Genomic DNA, 24,081 nt, shown 5'->3' with positions numbered 1-24,081 from the left:
TATATATTAACTAAAACTAAAATCTAATTAATTATGAAAAAAATTACTTTAAAAATTTCTGCATTTTTACTACTAGCCTTGTTTGCGCTTCAAGTTCATGCGCAACCATGTCCTGAACTATGGAATGAGCCTGGTATTTATAAGATTTCAACATGTGGTGTTGGTGGTGATGTGTCATCCGAGCTTTACATGACCATTAATGGCACTACTGGTGATTTAGAATGGGCAGCATTGTTACCGGGCGATGATCCAACTCAACTTTGGACTGTAACAGACCATAGAATGCCGGCTTCTGCTGGGTATGTGGAAATTTGGGCAACTATTCCTGGTATTGGCGACTTTACCATGGCTGTAGATCAATCAACTTATGATGGGTCTGGAGTAGATCCTGAAATTAGGCTTACTGTTATGCCAGGTCAGCCGATAGGTGATACCATGGATCCAAACTACGAATATGATCAGTTTCAAAGGAGAAAAGCGACTGGTTGGACTGGGGCTGGAAACAATGCATTGTTCGCTAAACCTCCGGGACAAGGAAACTTAAGATATAGTGTAACTCCATCTTCAGCAGGTGATCAAGTACTGTTTCAAAATGGGGGTACAATTAGCCCAATTCGTTTCATTCTTGTTTCTACATTAAGCACAGAAGCATTTGATGCCAGCTCAATTTTTATTGCTAACCCAGTTAAAAATGAATTGTTTGTTAAAGGTTTAACTTCAAACATAAGTCAAGTAGCAATTTATTCGTTGTTAGGTCAAGAGGTTCTTTCAAGAAAATTAAATGGAGAATCTTCACTTAATTTAGATATTAGCGGTTTAACAAGTGGTATGTATATAGTAGATTTTAAAGGAGAAAATGGAAGCCTTACTAAAAAAATAGTAAAGCAATAGTATTCTATACTTTATAACACTTAATTAAAAAACATTCTATCCTTAATTTAGGGTAGAATGTTTTTTTTTCGAACGAAATACTCTAAAATTCAATTAAATAGAATACAAAAATAAAACTATGAAAAGACTAGCATTTAGAATGAAATTGAATGAAGGTGAAAAGGCGGCGTATAAAAAACGTCATGACCAATTATGGCCTGAATTAAGACAGCTGCTTAAAGATAATGGAGTGAGTGAATACTCTATTTTTTTAGATGAAGAAACAAGCACGTTATTTGCGTTTCAAAAGGTATCAGGTGAAGGTGGTTCACAAGATTTAGCCAATAATGATATTGTGAAAAAATGGTGGGATTTTATGGCTGATATTATGGAGGTTAATCCTGATAATTCGCCTGTTTCCGTTCCTTTAGAAGAAGTATTTTATATGCCATAATTATTAAATTTAATTTATTCACAAAACATGTCTAAATCAAAAAAACAGAAATCTGATAATAGTGCCGTAGCCTCAAGAAGAAGTTTTATTAAAAACACAACACTTGTTATGGGTGGAATTAGTATAATTCCACGACATGTTTTAGGACAAGGATTTACGGCACCAAGTGATAGGATTAATTTAGGGTTTATCGGTTTAGGTAAGCAAGGTGGTATTTTAGCCAATTATTTTATTTCAAAAACCGATGTTCAAATAGTAGCCGGGGCTGAAGTTTGGCAAACTAAACAAAAATGGTTTAAAAATGTTGTTAAAGATTACTATGCGCAGAAAAGAGGAATTAGTAACTATACTGGTGTAAAAACATACACCGAATATCAAGAGCTCATATCTAGAAACGACATTGATGCAGTAGTAATTGCTACACCTGATCATTGGCATGCCATCCAATCCATAGATGCTATGAATGCTGGTAAAGATGTGTTTTGCGAAAAACCTTTAACAAATACGATTAAAGAAGGTAGAGCAATGGTAAATGCTACGAAAAAAAATCGTAGAGTTTTGCAAGTGGGTAGTATGCAACGTTCCTGGGAACGTTTTAGAAAGGCTAAAGATATTATAGATAGTGGAGCATTAGGTGAAATTAAACAAATACTTGTTAGTGTTGGAGATCCTGCAAAACCTTATGATTTACTAGGAGAACCAATTCCCAAAGGTCTCGATTGGAACTTATGGTGTGGTCCAGCTCCTTTATTGCCATATAACAATCAAATAGCTCCAGAGATTGTAAAAACATATCCTAAATGGCGAGATTATAAAGAAACAGCAGGTGGTTTACTTTCAGATTGGGGAGCGCATATGTTCGATATTGTGCAGTGGTGTATAGGTACTGATAGAACGGGACCTATTAAGTATGTACCACCTCAAAATCCCAAGGCTTTAAGAGGTCTGAAAATGTATTATGAAAACGGAATTGAAATGATTCATGAGGACTTTGGTCGTGGTTGGGGAGTTCGTTTTATAGGTGCGCTTGGTTCTATGGATGTTAGCCGAGAATATTTAGAAACAACACCATCAGATATCCTGTCGGCTATGAATGTCGATTTCGAAACCCTTATTAAAAATAATGGCAATCATTATGAGGATTGGTTGGCCGCTATAAAATCAAGGAATCAACCAATTTGTGATGTAGAAACTGGTCATCGATCCGCCACCATTTGCAATATTGCAAATATTGCTTATGAATTGAATGAAACCTTAATATGGAATCCGGTTAAAGAAAAGTTTAAAGGAAACGCAGTTGCTAATAAAATGCGAAAACGCCAACCAAGAAAATATAATTAAAATGTGTAAAAATATATTTAAACTGATAGTATTTGGCTTTTTAATTAGCGTTTCAAATCTTTTTAGTCAAGATTAATTTACAAACTATTAAGCTTTAGGAAGAGGAACCTATACCTTATAATAAAAGCGAGATTACACTAAATGAAAAACTAGATGAAGCGCGCATGAGATATATACAAATATCAGAGTCCATGCTTTATGTTTATAGAAACAAAAAACCTTAAAAAATAATGGTGCTGATAAAGCTAAATATTTTTTAGAAATGGGATTTAACGTAGTTACAGTTTTAAAATATCGACTACCTGATACTTTAATTGTTAATTCTCAAGAACAAGTACCTCTATGCGCTCCACAAAAACCGTTATCATTGGTTCATAATAACGCTTCAAATTGGTCGGTTTTAAAAAGGTCAGATTTCTGATTTATAGTCAGGATACAGCAGGATGCTGCGTAATGATTTATTTGATAATTTTATTTTCAAATTCAAATTTGAATAAAAAAGGAAAATGCATGAAAAAAAAGAGACTTATCTCACGGATTTTAGTAAAAAAGATCCATGTAATAATCGCACTATGTTTTGTACAGGCTAGTTTTACGCAAGTCGTTTTAGAAAATGAAATTAAAATCACCGATTTTGGTTTACATTTTGATGGTAGTAAGGTGACGAGTGGAGCTGCTAATACTGGTGAATCAGCGCCTTATGATTATTTTTTTGGTAGAAATATTTCAGCCCATGGCGATTGTATAAAAACTTACAATGAGTATGTTTTTATGACTTGGTATAAAGGTGGCAAAGGCGTACGTAATGTGATGCTTACACGCTATAATACTAATACAGGAACCATGGTAACTATCGAGTTCCCTCATAGACATACAGGTTATCAAAATAAATGGTGGATAGGCGAATCGCACAATACGATTGCAGTTGGTATAAGTCCTTTAAACGGGACAATTCATTTGTTATATGATATGCATTCCTACAGCAATACAAGACCTTCTGATGGTAGTTTGAGTGACGATTATTTTAGGTATTCCTTTTCTGTAGCAAATGCTGCAGCACTCCCTGATGTTGACTTCACGCTGGATAAATTTGTGCAAAATTCTACTGGAGGATATAAGCACTTAAGTCTTAACGGTGGTGAGGACTATAATAATTTTTCGGCGTTAACCTATCCTAAATTTTTCTTGAATGATATTGGAGATTTATTTATGTACATGCGAGAAGGTGGTAATAATAATGGGGCATATAAGTTTTCTAAATACGATGCTAGTACATCTACATGGTCTAGTTTTACACATTTTAACGTGTTAAACGCTAGGAACCAACCAGGGATAACTTATAATTGGGGACTTTATGGTGACATTAAGTATGTTAATGGAAAGATGCGAATTGGTTTCCAAAAAAGATCACAAAATAATACCGATAAGTACGAATATCAAAACGGTGTGTATTATGCTTACTCCGATGATCAAAATGGATTTACAGGTTGGAAAAACCACCAGGGGCAAAGTTTTAATTTGCCCTTATATGATGCCGAATTTATAAAAGTTATGGAGCCTGGTGATTATGTACAAGGGACCAATGTAAATTCAATAAATATTGTTCAAGATTTTGATTGGACGGTTACGGAAAATGAGGATGTTCATATTATAAGTAGGGTAAAAGACAATCAATTTAACGTTACCAAGTATTTACATACTTACAAACCTGCAGGAGCTACAGATTTTATCACCTCAGAAGATTTTTCAGGAGCAGAAGCTATTTATACTGCTGGGGATGATATATTTATTATTGGCTTAACTGGTGGGCGTGTGTTTGTTGAAAAAGCTCAAGGGGGCACAAACAATTTCACAAGAGTGTATCAAGCTACTTCTGGAAGAACTTTTGATCATGGTCAGGTGTATATTGATAATGGTAAATTATATTTTTATTTGATGGAAAATGGTTCAGGTAATGCACAACCGCTATATCTTCAAATTATAGATTTAGGTATAATTCTAGATCCATTTAGGGTGTCATTAACATCGCCAACTAATGGCAGTATTTTTGATATTGGAGAAACGGTTCAGATTTCTGCAGATGCTGTTGATGAAAATGGAAGTATCTCTAAAGTAGAGTTTTTGGTTAATGGTACATATTTTGGAGAAGATAGTACAGCGCCTTATTCTATTGACTGGACACCGACTACCGAAGGAGATTATACGCTTCAAGCTGTAGCATATAACGCAAGTAGTGAAACTGTTTCTTCTACACAAATTACTGTCAATTTTCGATTATTTGATCCCACCGATTTAACAGGTGATATTTACAGGTTGAAGAATTACGTTACTGGAAAATATATGCATTCTGTAGGTGCTGATGTTGTTGAGAGTGACAATGGTACGAATGTAGCTCCTGGTGATAAAGAATGGGAGTTTGTTAAAGTTGGGAATTATTATAATATAGAAAGTAAAAGATCGGACAGAGGTATCCTAAGAGCTGCTGGCAACCCGCCAAATGACATTATCAATACTGGATTTGGAGCACCAAGAGAAGATACAGATAAACAGTTTACAGTCATTTATAATAGCGGTGATGGTACCTATCAATTCCAGACACGAAACGGTTCAAATTATATCTATCATAATTTGAATGGGATTATTGAGCACATTGGAAACACAGACGATCGATCAAAATGGATTGTAGAATCTACAACTTTAAGTGTAAATGAGGTGGATGCTAATTCAATATCAGTTAAGGTTTATCCCAATCCAGCTACTAACAATTTCACCATCGAGTTGGACGGTGTGAATAATGCAAAAGTATCAATTTATGATATTTTAGGTAAGCTAACTTATACAGCTACAACTAATACAAGCAATTTTCAAATATCTAATGATGGCAGATTTAAATCAGGACTATATCTCATAAAAATTGCGGATGAAAATCAAAACGTATATTATAAGAAGCTTATTATAAAGTAAGTTTTAGTTCAAATTAAATCTAAAAAGTCAGAAAGTTAAGTGTTTCTGGCTTTTTATTTGTTAGATTTTTTTTGGCAATAAAAACTTAAATTAATAAAAATAAAAGTATACGAGATAGAGCAGGATAGTTTTATCTAAAAAAAGCAACATATTGTTCTTGAAATTTTATAATCTAATTATGATACTGAAATTAGCTTTACCATGGGATTTAAAACCAAATTTTATTCGTTAATAATGGTTTTTGCAAGCATTTTATGCATTTCTTGTAAAAATGAGCTAATTGAGCAACCTAAGTCATTAAAAATTTCCGAAGGATTTGTAAATCCTTTAGGTTTTTACGATAGCACGCCAACTTTTTCTTGGCAATTGCCAACATCTAGGGAAGTGTCAAGTCAGTCGGCATATCAAATAATGGTAGCTAGTAGTTCTGATTTATTACCTGATAATGCGGATATATGGGATACTCAAAAACAAATTTCAGGGCAATCTACATGGGTCAAATATAACGGGAAACCACTCGAGTCACGTCAAAAAGTATTCTGGCAAGTGCGCTTTTGGAATCAAGATGAAAACGCTTCAGATTGGAGCGAAATCAATTCTTTTGAGTTGGGACTATTAAACAATAACGATTGGCAAGCCAAATGGACAGGATTAGATACTGCAAAAGATAGCATTAAGGGCGTTAGAAAGTTTTTAATGCACAGACCACAATATTTAAGAAAAGGTTTTGAACTATCTTCGGATGTAGCTTCAGCCAGAATGTACATTACAGCAAAAGGTATTTTTGATGTGCATTTAAATGGAAAAGATGTAAGTGATGATGTTATGCCTCCAGGTTGGACGCCATACAATCATCGTATTGAAACAATTTCCTATGATGTTACTGAGCTTTTACAAACTGGTAAAAATGTCATAGCGGTAGAATTAGCTTCAGGGTGGCACTCGGGAAGAATAAGTAGAGGAAGAGCGCTTTACGAAAATTTTGCTTCTCCCAAAATATTATGCCAGTTAGAAATAACCATGAAAGATGGAACAAAGCAAACCGTTTTATCCGATGAAAGCTGGAAAGGTACAACTCATGGCCCAATAAGATTAGCAGGAATTTACGATGGTGAAATTTATGATGCTAATCTAGAAATAGCACAATGGACAACTACAAATTTTGATGATGCGTCATGGGAACAAGTTGAAACAGAATCGATAGTAGAATCTGTTAAACTATCACCAAAACGCCATAACACCGTAAAAATTAAAACAGTTATTAACGATGTGGAGATTGTTTCAGTAAAAGGTAATTCAGCTATTTTTAATTTGAAACAGAATATGGTAGGCGTCCCAAAAATTAAAGTTCCAATGAAAAAAGGAGACACTTTAAAAATCCGTTTTTCTGAAATGTTACTTGCAGATAAAACATTTTACACCAAAAATTATCGTTCTGCACATTCTACAGACTACTATGTAGCCTCAAAAGATGGCGTTATAGAATATATGCCTAAATTCACGTTTCATGGGTTTCAATATGTTGAATTAAGTGGTTATAATGAACAAGAAAAACCTGAATCAAATTGGGTGCAAGGATTAGTACAACATTCAGATTTTGGAGCTAAAGGAACTTTTACCTCGTCACATGAAAAACTCAATCAACTTCAAGAGAATATCACTTGGGGTTTGCGAGGTAACTTTTTCGATATTCCAACGGATTGCCCACAACGCGATGAACGTTTAGGGTGGACCGGAGATGCTCAGGTTATAGCTCCAACAGCATTATTTAACTATGATACACATGCCTTTTGGACAGCTTGGTTGCAAAGTTTAAGAGAAAATCAGTCTGAACACAAAAACGGTTTAGTTCCTTTTATAGTGCCAGATGTGCTTCAAAATAAAAATGGAGGTTCTGGATGGGGCGATGCTTGTGTTATTATTCCTTGGGATATTTATAATATAACAGGAGATATTACAGTACTTGAAGAGAGTTATGAATCTGCAAAAAAATGGGTTGGGTATTATCAATCTAAAGTTAATGACAAAGCTTATATTCCAATAATGCATTCGTTTGGAGATTGGTTACAACCTTATCCTTCAAAAACTCTGAAAAAAGGAAATAGAGGAGATACACCAAAAGAATTAATTAGCACTGCCTATTTCGCCCATTCTGCACATTTAATATCCAAAATTGCTGGTGTTCTGGGTAAAATAAATGATGAAAAAAAATATAAAGATTTATATAAAGCTGCCGCCAATGCTTTTGAAAATGAGTTTTTTGATGAAAACGCTAGGTTTAAACAAGACAGACAAACACAAACAAGTTATTTACTGGGTATATATTTTGATTTATTTAAACCAGAAACCAAACTAAAAGCACAAAAATATTTACTTGAAGAAATTAAAAATGCCGATTATCATTTAGGAACAGGATTTCTAGGAACACCTATTTTACCAAAGGTTTTAGATGATATGGGAGAAATAGATTTGATGTATAAAATTTTGTTTAAAGAAACCTATCCATCTTGGTTTTATTCTATTAATCAAGGAGCAACAACCATGTGGGAACGTTGGAATAGCTACAGTAAATCAGAAGGCTATAATCCGCAAAGTATGAATAGCCTTAACCATTATGCATATGGTGCTATTGGACAATGGATGTACGAGCGCATTGCGGGAATTGCACCTTTGGAATCTGGATACAAGAAAATAAGAATTGCACCAATACCAAACGAAAAATTAACATCGGCTTCGGCAAGTGTAAATACACCTTATGGAAAAGCGTCCTCATCATGGGAAATTGAGGATGATTCTTTTAATCTTGATGTTGTAATTCCTCCGAATACAACTGCTGAAATTCATATTCCAAATGCAACTCAAAATAACTTACTTGTAAATGGTAATGCTTTAAAAGAAGCTTCAAATTTAAAATTAATCGGTTCTGATGAACAGTCAATTAAAATTTTAGCAGAACCAGGAACATATAACATTCAAACTAAACTTTAATCATGTTAAAAAAATTGAACTTAAAACATTTCTTATTTGCTTTTTGTGCTTGTGTTTTTTTGAGCTTTACATCATGTAAAGAACAAGAAACTCTTGTAGAAGCTCAAAAATTAACAATTTCCGAGGGGTTTGAAAACCCTTTAGGTTTTTATGATAGCTCACCTACTTTTTCATGGCAATTACCAGTTTCTGAAGGTGTGCTAAGTCAGTCAGCTTATCAAATAGTAGTAGCTAGTAGTCCAGAATTATTACCAGATCATGCTGATTTGTGGAACTCAGAAAAACAGCAAACCACACAATCTACATGGGTAAAATATGAAGGAGAAGCTTTGAAATCTCGACAAAAAGTTTTTTGGCAAGTAAAATATTGGAATCAAGATAATGAAGCTTCAAAGTGGAGTGCTGTTCAAAACTTCGAATTAGGTTTATTAAATAATAGCGATTGGAAAGCCAAATGGGTTGGTTTGGATACTGCCAAAGATAGTATTAGAGGACGTGGAAAAGTACTCATACATAAACCACAATATTTAAGAAAAGGATTTGAGTTAACCAACGATGTAACTTCAGCACGATTATACATTACCTCTAAAGGCGTGTTTGATGTTTCTATAAATGGAGAAAATGTTTCAGATGATGCGATGTCACCTGGTTTTACCACTTATGATAAACGCATTGAAACCTTAACTTATGATGTTACCAAATTGATAGAATCTGGACAAAATACGATTGGTGTTGAACTGGCTTCGGGCTGGTATTCGGGTCGTTTACTTTGGGGAACAACACCATGGGATAATACAATTTCGCCAAAAGTTTTAGCACAGTTAGAAATAACGATGAGTGATGGCGCTAAAGAAATTATAGTTTCTGATGAAAGTTGGAAAGGGACAACTAATGGTCCGCTTCAGTTTGCTGAAATCTATGATGGTGAAATTTATAATGCAAATTTAGAAATGCCTAATTGGACGACTAACAATTTTGATGATAAAGATTGGACGACTGTTGAAGTTGCAGCTCTTGATGATAATGTTAAGTTAGAACCAAAGCGCCACACTACCGTAAAAGGTAAAATAGAGTTAGTACCGCAAGACATGACGAGTAATGACGGAGTGGCTGTATTTGATTTAAAACAAAATATGGTAGGTGTACCTGTTGTAAATGTTCCTATGAAAAAGGGAGACACCCTAAAAGTAAGGTTTGCAGAAATGCTATCGCCAGATGGTTCGTTTTATACCAAAAATTACCGTTCGGCACATTCAACAGATTATTATATAGCTGCTAAAGATGGAGACATCACTTATATGCCCAAATTTACATTTCATGGTTTTAGGTATGTAGAACTTAGCGGATTTGATGCCTCGAATGAGCCCTCAAAAGATTGGGTAAAGGGTCTAGTTTTATATTCCGATTTTGATGATAATGGTACGTTTGCTTCATCACATGATAAGTTAAATCAACTACAAAGTAACATCGTTTGGGGTCTACGTGGTAATTTTTTAGATATTCCTACCGATTGTCCGCAACGTGATGAACGTTTAGGATGGACTGGTGATGCGCAAGTATTTGGGCCAACATCTATGTTTAATGCCGATGTTTATAAGTTTTGGGCCAGTTGGTTACAAAGTGTTAGGGAAGCACAACTTGAGGATGGTGCTATTCCTTGGACAGTTCCTGATGCCCGTGGAAATAAAATTGGAAGTTCTGGTTGGGGCGATGTAGGAACCATTATTCCTTGGAAAATATATTTACGTACAGGTGATGTTGGCTTTTTGGAGGATAATTTTGAAATGATGAAACAATGGGTGTCCTATCATGAATTAAAATCAAAAAACTATATATCCAATATGATGTCTTTTTCAGATTGGTTACAGCCTTTTCCAGAAAATGGAAACACTAGAGGCGATACCTCGAGTAGCCTAATAGGTACAGCATTTTTTGCACATTCGGCAAAGTTAACAGCATTAACAGCTCAGGTTTTAGGAGAGGTTAAAGAACAAGAAAAATATGAAGCATTATATAAAAAGGTAGCTAAAGCTTTTGATGAAAAGTTTTTTGATGAAACAGGAAAGGTAAAAGATGTTACAGAAACACAAACAACATATCTATTAGCCTTAGCATTTGATTTACTTCCAGAATCAAAAATAGAAAACGCTCAAAATAATTTATTACGAAAATTAAAAGAGGCAGATTATCATTTACGAACAGGTTTTTTAGGAACACCATTATTATCAAAAGTTTTAGATGACATGGGAGAAATAGATTTAGTGTATAAATTAATTTTCAACGAAACGTATCCATCTTGGTTTTATTCAATCAATCAAGGCGCTACAACTATTTGGGAACGCTGGAACAGTTACAGCAAAACAGAAGGTTATAATCCAATGAGCATGAACAGTTTAAACCATTATGCTTATGGTGCAATTGGTGAATGGATGTATGAGCGTATTGCGGGTATTGCGCCTTTAGAGGCAGGATATAAAGTTATTAAAATAGCACCTCAAGCTAGACAGCCGCTTAATTCTGCTTCCGCATCATTAAACACACCGTATGGAAAAGTGTCTTCGTCTTGGGAAATTAAAGACAACTCATTTTTCTTAGACGTTACTGTTCCTCCAAATACTTCAGCCATAATTGAAATTCCAGCAAATACTTCAGAACAATTCTTTGTTAATGGTAAGGCATTTAAAGAAAATAAGAACCTAATGCTAAAGGAAAAGGCAAAAGCTTTTTATAAGCTAACTGCTCAACCTGGGTCATATAAATTTCAAACCATAATTAAATAAAGCAATAACAGTAGATGAGAAATAACATAATTATCATACTAGTCATATTTAGTTTTTTATATGGTAGCGCTCAACAATTAAAGGCAAACAGCCCTATAGGACAGCCGAATGTTTTGGTGTTTTATGTTGATGACTTAAGAGTAGAATTAGGTTGTTACGGAAGCGAAACAGCCATAACCCCAAATATTGATAAGTTAGCAGATGAAGGTGTTTTGTTTAATAAGGCTTATGCGCAACAAGCCATTTGTGCACCCTCAAGAATGAGTGTAATGACAGGGTTACGTCCAGAATCTTTAGGGATTTATAGCATTTTCACACCGCTACGTAAAGTGCATAAAAATGTAGTTACAATGCCACAATTATTTAAGGCTAATGGATACCAAACCGTAAGTATAGGTAAAGTGTATCATCAAAGTAGTGATGATAAAGAAAATTGGACAATTCATTTTGAAAAAGAACCAAATACTTATAATAAACCAGAAAACATTGCACTATTAGATCGACTTAGAAATGAAGGTAAAAACCAAATAAAAGGACCCGCTTTTGAAGATGCTGATGTTGATGATGAGGCCTATAAAGACGGACGAGCAGCTAAATATGCTATTGAAACATTACAAAAAATTAAAGATGGTAAATTCTTGATGTTTGTAGGGTTAAGCAAGCCACACCTTCCTTTTAACGCTCCAAAAAAATACTGGGATTTATATGATAAAAACAATTTTAAAATCCCCTCTAGAGAAAAGCCAAAAGATGTATATAGGTTGGCATTAACCAATTGGGGTGAATTAAGAGGCTATCATGCTATTCCTCAAGAAGGCGATTTAGATGATGATTTAACACGCGATTTAATTCATGGTTATCACGCATCTATAAGTTACATAGATGCTCAAGTAGGTAAGGTTATGAAAACCTTGGAGGAATTGGATTTACGAAAAAACACTGTAGTTGTTTTTATGAGCGATCATGGTTATAAAATTGGAGAATATGGAGCATGGTGTAAACACTCGAATGTAGAAATTGATGTAAGAGTGCCATTAATAATTAGTAGAGAAACAGGATATATCGATAGAATTGCAGGTGAAGCCTCTGATGCACTAGTTGAAAATGTTGATATTTTCCCAACCCTAGTTGAACTGTGTGGTTTAGAAGGCCCAAAATCTGATGGTAAAAGTATACTTCCAGTACTTAACAACCCAAACGAGAAATGGGATGAGGTTGCTACAAGTATCTATGCAAGAGGAAAAAACATTATGGGATGTACGGCTACAGATGGTGAGTGGCGATATACAGAGTGGAGAAATTCGGTAACCAATGAAATCTTACAGGCAGAGTTGTATGAACATAAGAACAGTTTATTGTCTTTTGTGAATTTATCTGGAAATTCTAAATACAACGAAGTAGAAGAACGCATGAAAAAGCTTTTAGAATTACAATTTCCTAGAGATAAACCATTTTTACAAAACGATATTCCAAGGAAAAGGTAAAATTTTGATAACCAACTATAAAAAGGCGAAACAATAATTTTTTAACTATAAAATGGGTAAGAATTTCTCAATAATATTAGCGTTTTTACTATTGTCGTTAGAACTCTTTTCACAACGCATAGAAACCAATTTCAACAATCAATGGCATTTTATACTAGAGGATGTTGCTTCGTTTTCTAGTGAATATTTTGATGATTCCTCTTGGGAAATGTTAAACATACCCCACGATTGGTCCTTCGAAAAAGGCGTTCGCGATGGTGGCGACCAAGGGCAAGGAGGTGGTTACCACGATGGCGGAATTGGCTGGTATCGTAAGTATTTCGATGTAAAAAAAGAAAGCCTTTTAAAAACAACCTATATCAATTTTGATGGTGTGTACATGAATAGCGAAGTATGGGTAAACGGCAATTATTTAGGTAAGCGACCCTACGGTTATATTAGTTTCCGATACGACATTTCTAAACACTTAAAAGCGGGTAAAAACACTATTGCCATAAGAGTTGATAACAGCTTAGAGCCTTCAGCGCGCTGGTATCATCCATGTGGTATTTATGCACCCGTAAAATTGGTGGAAGTGTCTAATACCCACATTGCGCCAAATGGCGTTTTTATAACTACGCCCGATATTACAAATACAGAAGCCACTGTAAATGCAAAAGTAAATTTAGTTAACAGTATTAAAGAAGCGGTTTTAAAACTAGAAGTGTTTTCGCCTCAAGGTGAAGTTTTAAGTACCGTTTCCCAAAAACTCTTGGCGAATGCTGACCAAGAAATAAGTCTAAATGTTTTAAATCCAGAATTATGGAGTCCAGAAACCCCAAGATTATATAAAGCGGTTATTCGAATTCTTAATGGCAAAAAAGTCATAGATGAAGTAAAAACAACTTTCGGATTTAGAACTGTTGAGTGGAAAACCGATACAGGGTTTTGGTTGAATGGCGAAAATATAAAACTTAAAGGTGTTTGCGAACATTGGGAAGGCGGTCCTGTGGGAGGCGCTTGGACAAAACCCATGTTACGCTGGAAATTGGAGCTTTTAAAAGGTATGGGCATCAATGCAATTCGTCCGTCACACAATCCAACACCGCCTATGTTTTATGATATTTGTGATGAAATTGGGCTATTGGTTATGGATGAAATTTTTGATGGCTGGCACAAAAAAGCACCTCAAGATTACGGTAAACAGGCCTTTGATGAATGGTGGCAAGCCGATGTGAAAGAATGGATAACTAGAGACCGCAACCATCCCAGTATTTTTGTGTGGAGCTTGGGTAACGAAACGCATAGCGATATTGCCACAGAATTAGTAAAATTCGGTAAAAGTTTAGACCCAACCCGATTGTTTACATCAGGGGCTGGTAACCCAGAGGATATGGATATTGAAGGAGTAAACGGCGGTTCAGAAACACAATCATTTATTGAAAGTAAGACTTTAGAGAAACCGTTTATTTCTACCGAAGCACCTCATACTTGGCAAACACGGGGGTATTACAGAACGCAGACTTGGTGGCGCGATAATGAATTACCAGGCACTTATCCGTTACCAAACCTAACTGATAAAGAAATTTTCTTCTATGAAGGTATTAATCCAAAAGATTGGAAAAATAGAAAACAACGCTTCAATTCTTCTTACGATAATGCTACGGTACGAGTTTCGGCAAGAAAATATTGGGAAGTCATGCGCGATAATCCGTGGCACAGTGGTCATTTTAGATGGACAGGGTTCGATTATTATGGAGAAGCTGGTCTAGTACATGGAGGTTTGCCTTTTAATTTGTTTATGGGTGGAGCCTTGGATGTTGCGGGCTTCAAAAAAGACTTGTATTATTTCTATCAAAGTCAATGGACAGAAAAACTATTGATACATATGTTACCACATTGGACGCATCCAAGAATGAAAAAAGGGACGGTAATTCCTGTATGGGTATATTCCAATGCAGATGAGGTAGAATTGTTTCTTAACGGAAAATCTTTAGGAAAGGATAAGCCAGAAACTGTTTGGAACGAAATGCAATGCGAATGGATGGTACCTTATGAAGAAGGAAAACTGGAAGCGGTAGGTTATATTGACGGAAAGGAAGTGAACAGAACCTCATTTTCAACAGCGCAGCAACCATCAAAGTTAAAAACAACCATTCAAAAATTAAATGCGGAAGATGGTTTTACTTCCAGTTATATCATTACTTCCGAAAGTTTAGATGACTCCAATAATTTGTACCCTTATGGAGAAAATAAAGTCTATTATAATATTCTTGGTGATGTAAAGAAAATTTCCATGGAAAATGGAAATCCAATAGATCCCACAAGTAGAACAAAATCTGATTTTAGGGCTTTATTTTTCGGAAAAACAAGACTGTTTTTAAGAGCATTGCCCAAGGCTAAAAAGGCATCGGTAATAATAGCATCAATTTTGGGGGACAAAGCATTATATACCTCAAATAAAATAACAATTGATGCCCAACAAATTGATGTTTTCGGGAATTCTAACGTGTCGAGTTTAGAAATCCGTTACACAACGAATGGTGAAAACCCTGAAACACATGGAAAGCTTTATGAAGGACCGTTCCAGATTGCAGATGGTACCACAGTTAAAGCCATTGTTCTAGAAAATGGAAAGAAGGTTTTAACCATGGAAGAGCGATTTGGCAAAAACGAAGGCTTGTTTTGGGGGGATGAGCATTCAGCTGATATGTGGATTGGTCGTGGTGTAAATATTTCAGCAGAGGAAGGTATTCTTCAGGGTAAAGCAAAACCAAGTAGCGAAGCACAGCGATTTAAAGGAAGTGGGTTCGTAGATTTCAAAAATGGCGAAGGCTCCGTAACCTGGTATCAAGAAAATGATGGCGAACAGGGAGATTATAGCATTCGTTTTCGCTACATGCACAACAACGAAGGGAAACTACATCCTATGAAATTATTTGTAAACGATGAATACATAAGAACCTTAGAATTTCCTGCAACTGGTGGTTGGGAAAAGGAATGGAAGTTTGTTCCAACTATAATTACGCTTAAATCTGGTGCCAACAGCATTAGGCTGGAAACCACAGGTGATAGCGGACCTTATATTGATGAGTTATTTATCGATTAAATAGAAATACATGATTGTAATCCTTGTTATACTTGGCGTATTATTAGTTGTGAATATATTACTCATGGTGTTCAGCTGTAACAAAGATTAACAGATGTTATTTAGAAGTGTTAAGGAACTGTATAAAAACCAGAATAGACTTTGAATAAACCACCGAATAAAAAAATGAGTAAATTATTAAAATATATAGTAGGTTTATGCCTTATCACTATTTCAACTTTTGCCCAAAATCAATTAGTGGTTAAAAATTCGTTGGAATCTGGTTTCAATACACCACCCAACGAAGCGAAAGCCCGTACATGGTGGCATTGGATAAGCGGTAACGTTTCAAAATCTGGAATAACCAAAGATTTGGAAGCTATGAAAGCAGTAGGGATTCAAGAAGCGCAATTGTTTAATGTGGATTTAGGTTTTCCTGCCGGCCCTGTCGATTATTTAAGTGAAGACTGGTTGGATTTATTCCATTTTTCGGCACTTGAAGCAAAACGATTAGGTTTAGAACTCACTTTTCATAACACTGCCGGCTGGTCCTCTTCTGGAGGGCCTTGGATAAGCCCAGAATATGCGATGCAAACCGTTGTGTTTAGCGAAACCATAGTTGAAGGCGGCAAAGCAATTAAAAAGCAATTACCACAACCCGAATCCAAATTAAACTATTACAGAGATATCGCAGTTGTGGCGTTCCCCAAACCACAGCGCACCGTAAAAATCGACGATTTAGATTTTAAATGTTTATCTGGTCGTATTCGCAATCATTTATTGCCAGATACAAAAAACATTCCTTCCGAAGCCGTTCTTCAAAAACATGACATTATTGACATCACATCCAATTTAAATGAAGAAGGAATACTTGAATGGAAAGCACCCAAAGGCGAATGGGTGATTCTTAGATTAGGCCATACCCCAACAGGCAAAAAAAATCATCCTTCACCCGAAGGTGGCCATGGATTGGAAGTGGATAAAATGAGTACAAAGGCAGTGGATGTGTATTGGGAAGGTGGTATTCAACCCATTCTTAACAAGTTGGGTGATTTAGTTGGTACTACGGTTAATAATTGTTTAATAGATAGTTATGAAGTTGGAACAGCCAATTGGACGGCAGGATTTGATGCTGAATTCGAAAAATTAAGAGGCTACAATCTATTTTCATATTTGCCAACTTTAGCAGGTTATTATGTGGAAAGTGGTGAGGTATCCGAACGATTTCTTTGGGATTTCCGTAGAACCATTGGTGATTTAATGGCAAAAAACTATTATGCTCATTTTAGGGATTTATGCCATAAAAACGGCTTAAAATTTTCAGTTGAACCCTATTGGGGCCCATTCGATAATATGCAAGTAGGGGCTACAGGCGATATTGTTATGTGTGAGTTTTGGAGCGGTGGTTATCCGTTTTTCGATTCGCCTAAATTTGTGTCTTCTATCGCGCATTTAAATGGAAGTTCCATCGTAGGGGCCGAATCCTTTACGGGTATTGGGGGTTGGGATGAGCATCCTGCGCAACTTAAATCTATTGGCGATAGAGCATGGGCCGAAGGCATTACCCGATTTATTTTTCACACCTATGTACACCAACCTTGGGATGTGGCTCCCGGTTTGGGGTTGAGCTACCACGGTACCGATTTTAATCGCCTCAATACGTGGTGGAGTCAAGGAAAAGCTTTTATGGATTACATCGCACGTTCGCAGTTTATGCTTCAGCAAGGTAAGAACGTTGCCGATGTGTTGGTGTTTACCGGCGAGTCTTCACCCAATACCGCTTTTTTGTTGCCCGAAATAAAACATTTAGGATATGATTACGATTTAATTGGGTCGAATAAATTGTCAGATTTATTTGTTAAAAACGGAAAAATATGTACCCCTGTGGGCGGACAATACGAAGTGTTAATGTTACCGAAATCGGATTGGATAAAACCAGAAACACTTATTAAAATTGAAGAATTAGTAAAAGGAGGGGCTAAGGTAATTGGCGTCAAACACAAAAAATCACCAAGTTTAGAACATTACCCATCTTGTGATGAGGACGTAAAAAGACTGAGTGATTCCCTTTGGGATAAAGGCTTGGTAAACGACGTTTCGATAGTTGATTATCTAAAGGATAACGGTATGACTGCTGATTTTAAAATTGAAAGTGAAGATGCTTCCGATATCAGCTTTATCCACAGAAAAACCGACGAAGCCGATATTTATTTCATCGCCAATGCCAGAAAAGAAAGCCGGGAAATTAAAGTTCGTTTTAGAGTATCTGGAAAGCAACCTGAAATTTGGCAAGCAGAAACGGGTACTATTAAAATGCCTGCCGTTTGGGGAAATCATGCAGATGGCACCACAAGTTTATCGCTGCAATTGGGCATGGAAGAAGCCGTTTTTATAGTTTTTAAAAAGGCTTCAAAAGAGCAAGCGCAGTTGGTTTCTGCTCAAATGTCGGTGGAAAACCCAAAACCAGAGTCACTTTCAAATTTAAAAATTATTAAAGCGGAGTATGGAACTTTCCTTCAAGAAGGCTTGGTAGATATTACAGATAAAGTTGCTGCTGAGGTAAAGGATAATCAATTGCATATGCAAGCCAGTCGACATTTTTGCGATTGCGACCCAGCCATGGGATATGTAAAGGAATTTAGAATGGAATACCAAATTGGAGAAGATATAAAGACACTTTCTGTACAGGAAAAAGAGTTTGTAAATATTCATGCTGGCGATAAAAAGTTAAAGGTGTTAAAAGCCGTTTTTGGAAAATTTAAACCTGAAACTAGGGGTGTTCCAAAACATTATATAGTTCATGATGTTACTGAAAAAATCAAACAAAAAATAGCATCGGGCGAATACCATATTCCCGTAAACAATCAATTAATTGACGGGCATATACCTGAAGGTGAAAACACTGAGATAAAAATAACATTTAAAACCGATGGTGAAGAACGAACACTTTTTGTTCCTGAAGGAAGACTATTGAATCTTTCAAAAGATATCACTAAACCAGAGGTTGTTTTAAACGATGGTGAAGCACAATGGATAACTCCTTACCCTGGTGAAATTACTTATAAAAATGCTTCAGGAAAAACGATAACAAGCGCAGTCAAATCTATACCTGAACCCATCTTGCTCTTAGGAGGTTGGGAAGTGGTGTTTCCGTCAGAGACTGAAGTACTAAGTAAAGTGAAGCTTGATGAATTAATATCGTGGACAAAGGTTGAAAATGAGGATATCAAGCATTTTTCGGGTACCACAAGCTATCACAAAACTTTTCAATTATCAAAAAAACGACTTAACTCTGAAAATAAATTGGAACTTGATTTAGGTAGTGTAGCTGTTATCGCAGAAGTGATTATAAATGGAAAACATGTGGGTACGCTCTGGAAAGCGCCTTTTAGATTGGATATCACAAATGATGTGAAATCTGGTAAAAATACCCTTGAAATAAAAGTAACCAACCTATGGACAAACCGATTAATTGGCGATGAAAAATTGGAATTAGATTTTGAACGTAGAGGCAATAAAATAAAACGTTTACCCGATTGGTTGCTCAATAATACTGAAAGACCTAGTAAAAGAACCACGTTTCCGTCATGGAAACATTGGAGCGAAAATGATGAACTCAAAACTTCCGGCCTTTTGGGACCTGTTAAGATTCAATTTTATAAAAACATGAAACTTTAAAATGGTAATGAATAAACACTTTTTTAAAACACTTTTGATTTGCTTTTGCTTTTTAGGTTGTGCATCAAAAACCAGAGATGCCAAAGCAACCTCAGAAGAGAATGAAATGGTTGACTATTTTGCCAATAATGGTTTTGGAAATGCGGTAGCCATTGTGCAACATCCATCTGGGGTGTACCACAAAGGCATTACTTATGTGGCTTACCAAGGTGCTTTAGAAGACCCCTATGTAGCTTCATATAATCATAAAACTAAAGAATGGAAAGGCCCGTTTAAAGCGGGTGTTAGTACAATGGGTAAAGACCCAAACCGTAAAAAACGGATAGACAATCATGGTAAACCGGCCATTGTTATTGATGATGCTGGCTATATTCATATTGCTTTTGGAGGTCACGGTGGGACACCTGCAGATGGCAATAATCCTTTGGGCAATCACCATAATGGTAAAAACTTACATGCAGTTTCTAAAAAACCTTTAGATATTTCTGAATGGGAAACACTCGATAATATTTCGGTGTTTGGTACCTACAGTCAGTTTGTAAAAATGGATAATGGCGATATATATTTATTTTATCGTCACGGAGCGCATAGAAGTAATTGGGTGTATCAAAAATCAACCGACAATGGTGTTACTTTTGGTGGGCCTATTTCATTTTTAAAACACAAACGCAGAACAGATATATTGGCCGAAGACTCTTGGTATCCTTGGGTGAGCAAGGGTAATGAAGATGATATTATTGTGGCATTTGATTATCATATTTGTAGGGATAGTAATAACACACAGGACGAAAGAGGGCATATTCCAGAGCGGCATAACCTTTATTATATGGTTTTTGATACCAAAACCAATCAATGGAAAAACGTAAAAAACGAACCTTTAGAAATGCCTTTAACCAAGGAAATAGCAGACGAAAAAACCTTGGTAAGAAAAACACCTAACGATTGGACATTTCAAGCCATAGTTGATGTCGACCCAAATGGGTATCCGCATGTAGGCGTTATGGTTGGTCCAGACGTAGGAGCGAATAGAAGTGGCCCAAAACGTATTCAACATTTTAGATGGGATGGACAGGTCTGGTTAAAAAGTGACAATTCTAATCTTCCGAAAGGTGATGGTATTTTCGACGTAAAATCAGGCACAGAAGTAAGCCTGTATTTAGAAAGTCAGACCAACGATGATGTAGGTGAAATATGTCGATGGGACAGTTTTGATGCTGGAAAAACCTTTAAGAAAGAAATTATTCTTTTAAGAAGAAGAAACTCTGGATTTGTAATATCTTCTCTAATTGATAATCCGCATCCTGATGCTAGAATGATTGTTGGAGAAAAAGTAAAAGGGTCAGATTTCAGAAAGATGTATCTCTTAGGAGATAATGGTGCTGTGGTGCGTGATAAAAATGAAGCACAGGTGCTAAAACAGGAGTAACATTATCGAATAATAAACAATAACAAACTATAAAATAAATAAGTAAAATGAAGAAATTAAATAAAATAAGTTATTTAATATTGCTTGTAAGCATTTGTTTTTCTTGCGGAAATGATACGAAAAACAAGATAGCTAAAGACGAAAAAGAAGCTAAAGAGCCGCAATTACCTAACATCGTATTCATCCTTTCAGATGATCAAGCTTGGACAGACTATGGGTTTATGGGGCATAAACAAATTGAGACTCCTCGATTAGATAAATTTGCTTCAGAGAGTTTAACCTTTACTAGAGGTTATGTGCCAACATCCTTATGTTCACCTTCTTTAGCAACCATCATCACAGGAGTATATCCAAAAAACCATGGTGTTTTAGGCAATGACAGAGTGCTTCCTGGTAACACAAGAGACAACAAAAAAGAATGGCGAGCTAAAAATTATGAGCCAGTAATTGAGAATTTTAAAAGCTTAAATACACTTCCAGATTTACTAAAAGATAAAGGGTATTTGTCATTTCAAACCGGTAAATGGTGGATAGGAAACCATAAAATTGGTGGTTTTGATTATGGGATGACGCATGGTAACCCAAGCCGAGGCGGTCGTCATGGTGATTACGGATTAGAAATTGGACGAAAAGGCATGGATACGTTAAACAGTTATATAGATGTTGCTGTAAAACAGAAGAAACCATTCTTTTTGTGGTATGCACCATTTTTACCACATGCACCGCATAATCCGCCACAACGTTTACTAGATAAGTATCTTCCAAAAGCTCCAACAGAACATGTGGCTAAATATTGGGCCATGTGTGAATGGTTTGATGAAACCTGCGGTGAACTTTTTGATGCCATTGAAGAAAGAGGGTTAACTGATAACACAGTATTTGTTTATGTGTGCGATAATGGTTGGGTACAAAACTTAAACGACTCTAGTTACGATAAAATATCAAAACGCTCCCCTTACGATTTGGGTATGCGCACACCAATTATGTATAAATGGGCAGGACAAATAAAACCTAAAATGGATATTACAACCGTGGTAAGTAGTATTGATATGGTACCTACCGTTTTAGATATATTAGATATTAATAAACCTAAAAACTTACCTGGTATAAGTGTTTTAAATGAAACAGAATTAAACAATCGCGAAGTTATTTTCGGAGAAATATACGCGCATGATTTTAATACTATAGAGTCAAGCATGTTTTACAATATCGCTATTGCACCGCCGTATAAATTAATAGTTCCAGATGCTGTAAGAAAGGCTGAAGAAAATATTCAATTGTTTAATATTGATATAGACCCTTTTGAAAAAAATAATATAGCAAAAGACAATCCTGAAATAGTTGAAAAATTAAAACAACAAATTGCCAGTTTTAGAGCTGAATAAAAAGTACGTATTATGAATAAAACATTTGTGTTATTAGTACTAGTTTTAACATTCATCTTTTCATGTAACAACGAAAAAAAGAAGGTCGTTAAAGATGAAGTGTCGAAGCCAAATGTTTTATTTATTGCGGTTGACGATTTAAACAATTGGATATCGCCTATTGATGGATTTTCCAATGCGAAAACTCCTAATTTTGATAGGTTAGCAGCCATGGGAGTTACGTTTACAAACGCACATGTTCAGGCTCCTTTATGTGGACCATCTAGAGCATCTATCATGTCGGGGTTACGTCCTTCTACAACTGGGATTTATGGCATGACACCAGATAACCAAATTCGAAGACCAGGCAATCCAGAAACCAAAGGCATTACATTTTTACCAGAATATTTTGAGAATAACGGCTACCATACCATGGGTATTGGTAAACTGTTTCATATTCACGCACCAGATAGTGTTTTTAACGAATCTGGTGGTCGTGTAAAAGGTTTTGGGCCTTATCCGGAAAAACGTTTTGTTTGGGATGGTTTTGGAAAAGGTATAAGAGGAACTCATGGAAGAACGAGTACTGATTGGGGCGCTTTTCCTGAAAATGATACCTTAATGCCAGACCATCAATCTGTGAATTGGGTTTTAGAGCGATTAAATAGAACATATGACAAGCCCTTTTTTATGGGACTTGGTTTTTTACGAGTTCACGTGCCGCTATATGTACCGCAAAAATGGTTTGATATGCATCCGTTGGAAAGCATACAAACACCGCCATATTTAGCTGATGATTTAAATGATATTCCACCTGTGGGTAAGCAAATTAATGATTTGCCCATGATGCCTTCTACAGAATGGGCCATAGAAACTGGCGAGTGGAAAAAAATAGTTCAAGCGTATTTAGCTTGCATGAGTTTTGTAGATTATGAATTAGGGCGTGTATTGGATGCCTTGGAAAATAGCAAATATGTCAATAATACCATCATGGTTTTATGGTCCGACCACGGGTACCGTTTGGGAGAAAAAGGCACGTTCGCTAAACATGCCCTTTGGGAAACGGCTACAAAAGCACCTTTAATGTTTGCTGGCCCAAAATTACCAAAAGGAAAGAAAATTGATGCGCCCGTTGAAATGTTGTCCATTTACCCAACACTACTAGAATTAAGTGGATTACCAGCTTATGCTAGAAATGAAGGGAATAGTTTAGTGGCTATGATGCAAAATAATGAAGGATTGGAAGAGGCCAGAGCTATAACAACATTTGGTATGAATAATCATGCCGTAAAAGTAAAGGGTTATAGATATATACAATATGAAGATGGTACGGAAGAATTCTACGACCATGCTACCGACCCGAATGAATGGTATAATGAAGCCAATAACTCTAAATTCAAAAGTAAAATTGAAGAATTAAAAACGTTGTTGCCGAAAACGAATGCGAAGTGGGATTCAGTATCAAACTATACGTTTCAACCTTATTTTGTGGAGCAAAAAAAACGTGTAAATGGTGAAAACGAAACACAAATAAAGGTAATTGGAGCAGGTAGGTAAACTTTTCTATTCTTTTAAAAATTAAATTTTGTAACAGGACAGTTCAGGATACTTTTGATTGTAAATACAATTAAATTAGCTTATTATATCAAATGGGGTATAATTCAA

The 24,081-nt window shown here is 35.8% G+C and carries 12 protein-coding genes; all 12 read left to right on the top strand.

From position 1 onward, the window contains the following. Positions 1 to 33: 33 nt before the first annotated feature. The 12 genes from L3X39_RS12880 to L3X39_RS12825 all read left to right on the top strand — a co-directional run bounded on the left by L3X39_RS12880 (position 34) and on the right by L3X39_RS12825 (position 23,973). Positions 34 to 891, top strand: coding sequence for a T9SS type A sorting domain-containing protein (locus tag L3X39_RS12880; RefSeq protein ID WP_237232267.1), 858 nt, complete (start codon positions 34 to 36; stop codon positions 889 to 891). Between the two features lie 118 nt (positions 892 to 1,009). After that, positions 1,010 to 1,324, top strand: a complete 315-nt coding sequence (gene rhaM / locus L3X39_RS12875) for an L-rhamnose mutarotase (protein WP_237232266.1) — start codon at positions 1,010 to 1,012, stop codon at positions 1,322 to 1,324. 27 nt (positions 1,325 to 1,351) lie between these two features. Next, positions 1,352 to 2,665: a Gfo/Idh/MocA family protein gene (locus L3X39_RS12870; protein WP_237232265.1), complete on the top strand. Its 1,314-nt coding sequence runs from the start codon at positions 1,352 to 1,354 to the stop codon at positions 2,663 to 2,665. A 510-nt stretch (positions 2,666 to 3,175) separates the two neighbouring features. After that, positions 3,176 to 5,629 carry a T9SS type A sorting domain-containing protein gene (locus tag L3X39_RS12865; RefSeq protein WP_237232264.1) on the top strand — a complete coding sequence of 818 codons (2,454 nt, stop codon included), beginning with the start codon at positions 3,176 to 3,178 and terminating at the stop codon, positions 5,627 to 5,629. A gap of 201 nt (positions 5,630 to 5,830) precedes the next feature. Then, positions 5,831 to 8,617 (top strand): family 78 glycoside hydrolase catalytic domain, encoded by a 2,787-nt coding sequence (locus L3X39_RS12860; RefSeq protein WP_237232263.1) that lies wholly within the window; start codon positions 5,831 to 5,833, stop codon positions 8,615 to 8,617. Between the two features lie 2 nt (positions 8,618 to 8,619). Continuing rightward, positions 8,620 to 11,397, top strand: coding sequence for an alpha-L-rhamnosidase (locus tag L3X39_RS12855; RefSeq protein ID WP_237232262.1), 2,778 nt, complete (start codon positions 8,620 to 8,622; stop codon positions 11,395 to 11,397). A 14-nt stretch (positions 11,398 to 11,411) separates the two neighbouring features. Then, on the top strand, positions 11,412 to 12,881 hold the full coding sequence (locus L3X39_RS12850) for a sulfatase (protein WP_237232261.1): 1,470 nt from the start codon (positions 11,412 to 11,414) through the stop codon (positions 12,879 to 12,881). Positions 12,882 to 12,933: 52 nt separating this feature from the next. Further along, positions 12,934 to 15,969, top strand: a complete 3,036-nt coding sequence (locus tag L3X39_RS12845; protein ID WP_237232260.1) for a glycoside hydrolase family 2 TIM barrel-domain containing protein — start codon at positions 12,934 to 12,936, stop codon at positions 15,967 to 15,969. A 165-nt stretch (positions 15,970 to 16,134) separates the two neighbouring features. Then, the gene (locus L3X39_RS12840; protein ID WP_237232259.1) at positions 16,135 to 19,626 is read left to right on the top strand and encodes a glycosyl hydrolase; all 3,492 of its coding nucleotides are present in this window, start codon (positions 16,135 to 16,137) and stop codon (positions 19,624 to 19,626) included. Positions 19,627 to 19,633: 7 nt separating this feature from the next. Further along, positions 19,634 to 21,052 carry a BNR-4 repeat-containing protein gene (locus L3X39_RS12835; protein WP_237232258.1) on the top strand — a complete coding sequence of 473 codons (1,419 nt, stop codon included), beginning with the start codon at positions 19,634 to 19,636 and terminating at the stop codon, positions 21,050 to 21,052. Between the two features lie 47 nt (positions 21,053 to 21,099). After that, the gene (locus L3X39_RS12830) at positions 21,100 to 22,437 is read left to right on the top strand and encodes a sulfatase-like hydrolase/transferase (protein ID WP_237232257.1); all 1,338 of its coding nucleotides are present in this window, start codon (positions 21,100 to 21,102) and stop codon (positions 22,435 to 22,437) included. 12 nt (positions 22,438 to 22,449) lie between these two features. Then, entirely contained in the window at positions 22,450 to 23,973 is a 1,524-nt protein-coding gene (locus tag L3X39_RS12825; protein ID WP_237232256.1) for a sulfatase, read from the top strand. The last annotated feature ends 108 nt before the right edge of the window (positions 23,974 to 24,081 follow it).

The sequence above is a fragment of the Flaviramulus multivorans genome, assembly GCF_021728415.1.
GTDB lineage: Bacteria > Bacteroidota > Bacteroidia > Flavobacteriales > Flavobacteriaceae > Sabulilitoribacter > Sabulilitoribacter multivorans.
Note: the sequence above shows the minus strand (reverse complement) of the source record. Positions and strands in the feature narration are given on the sequence as shown.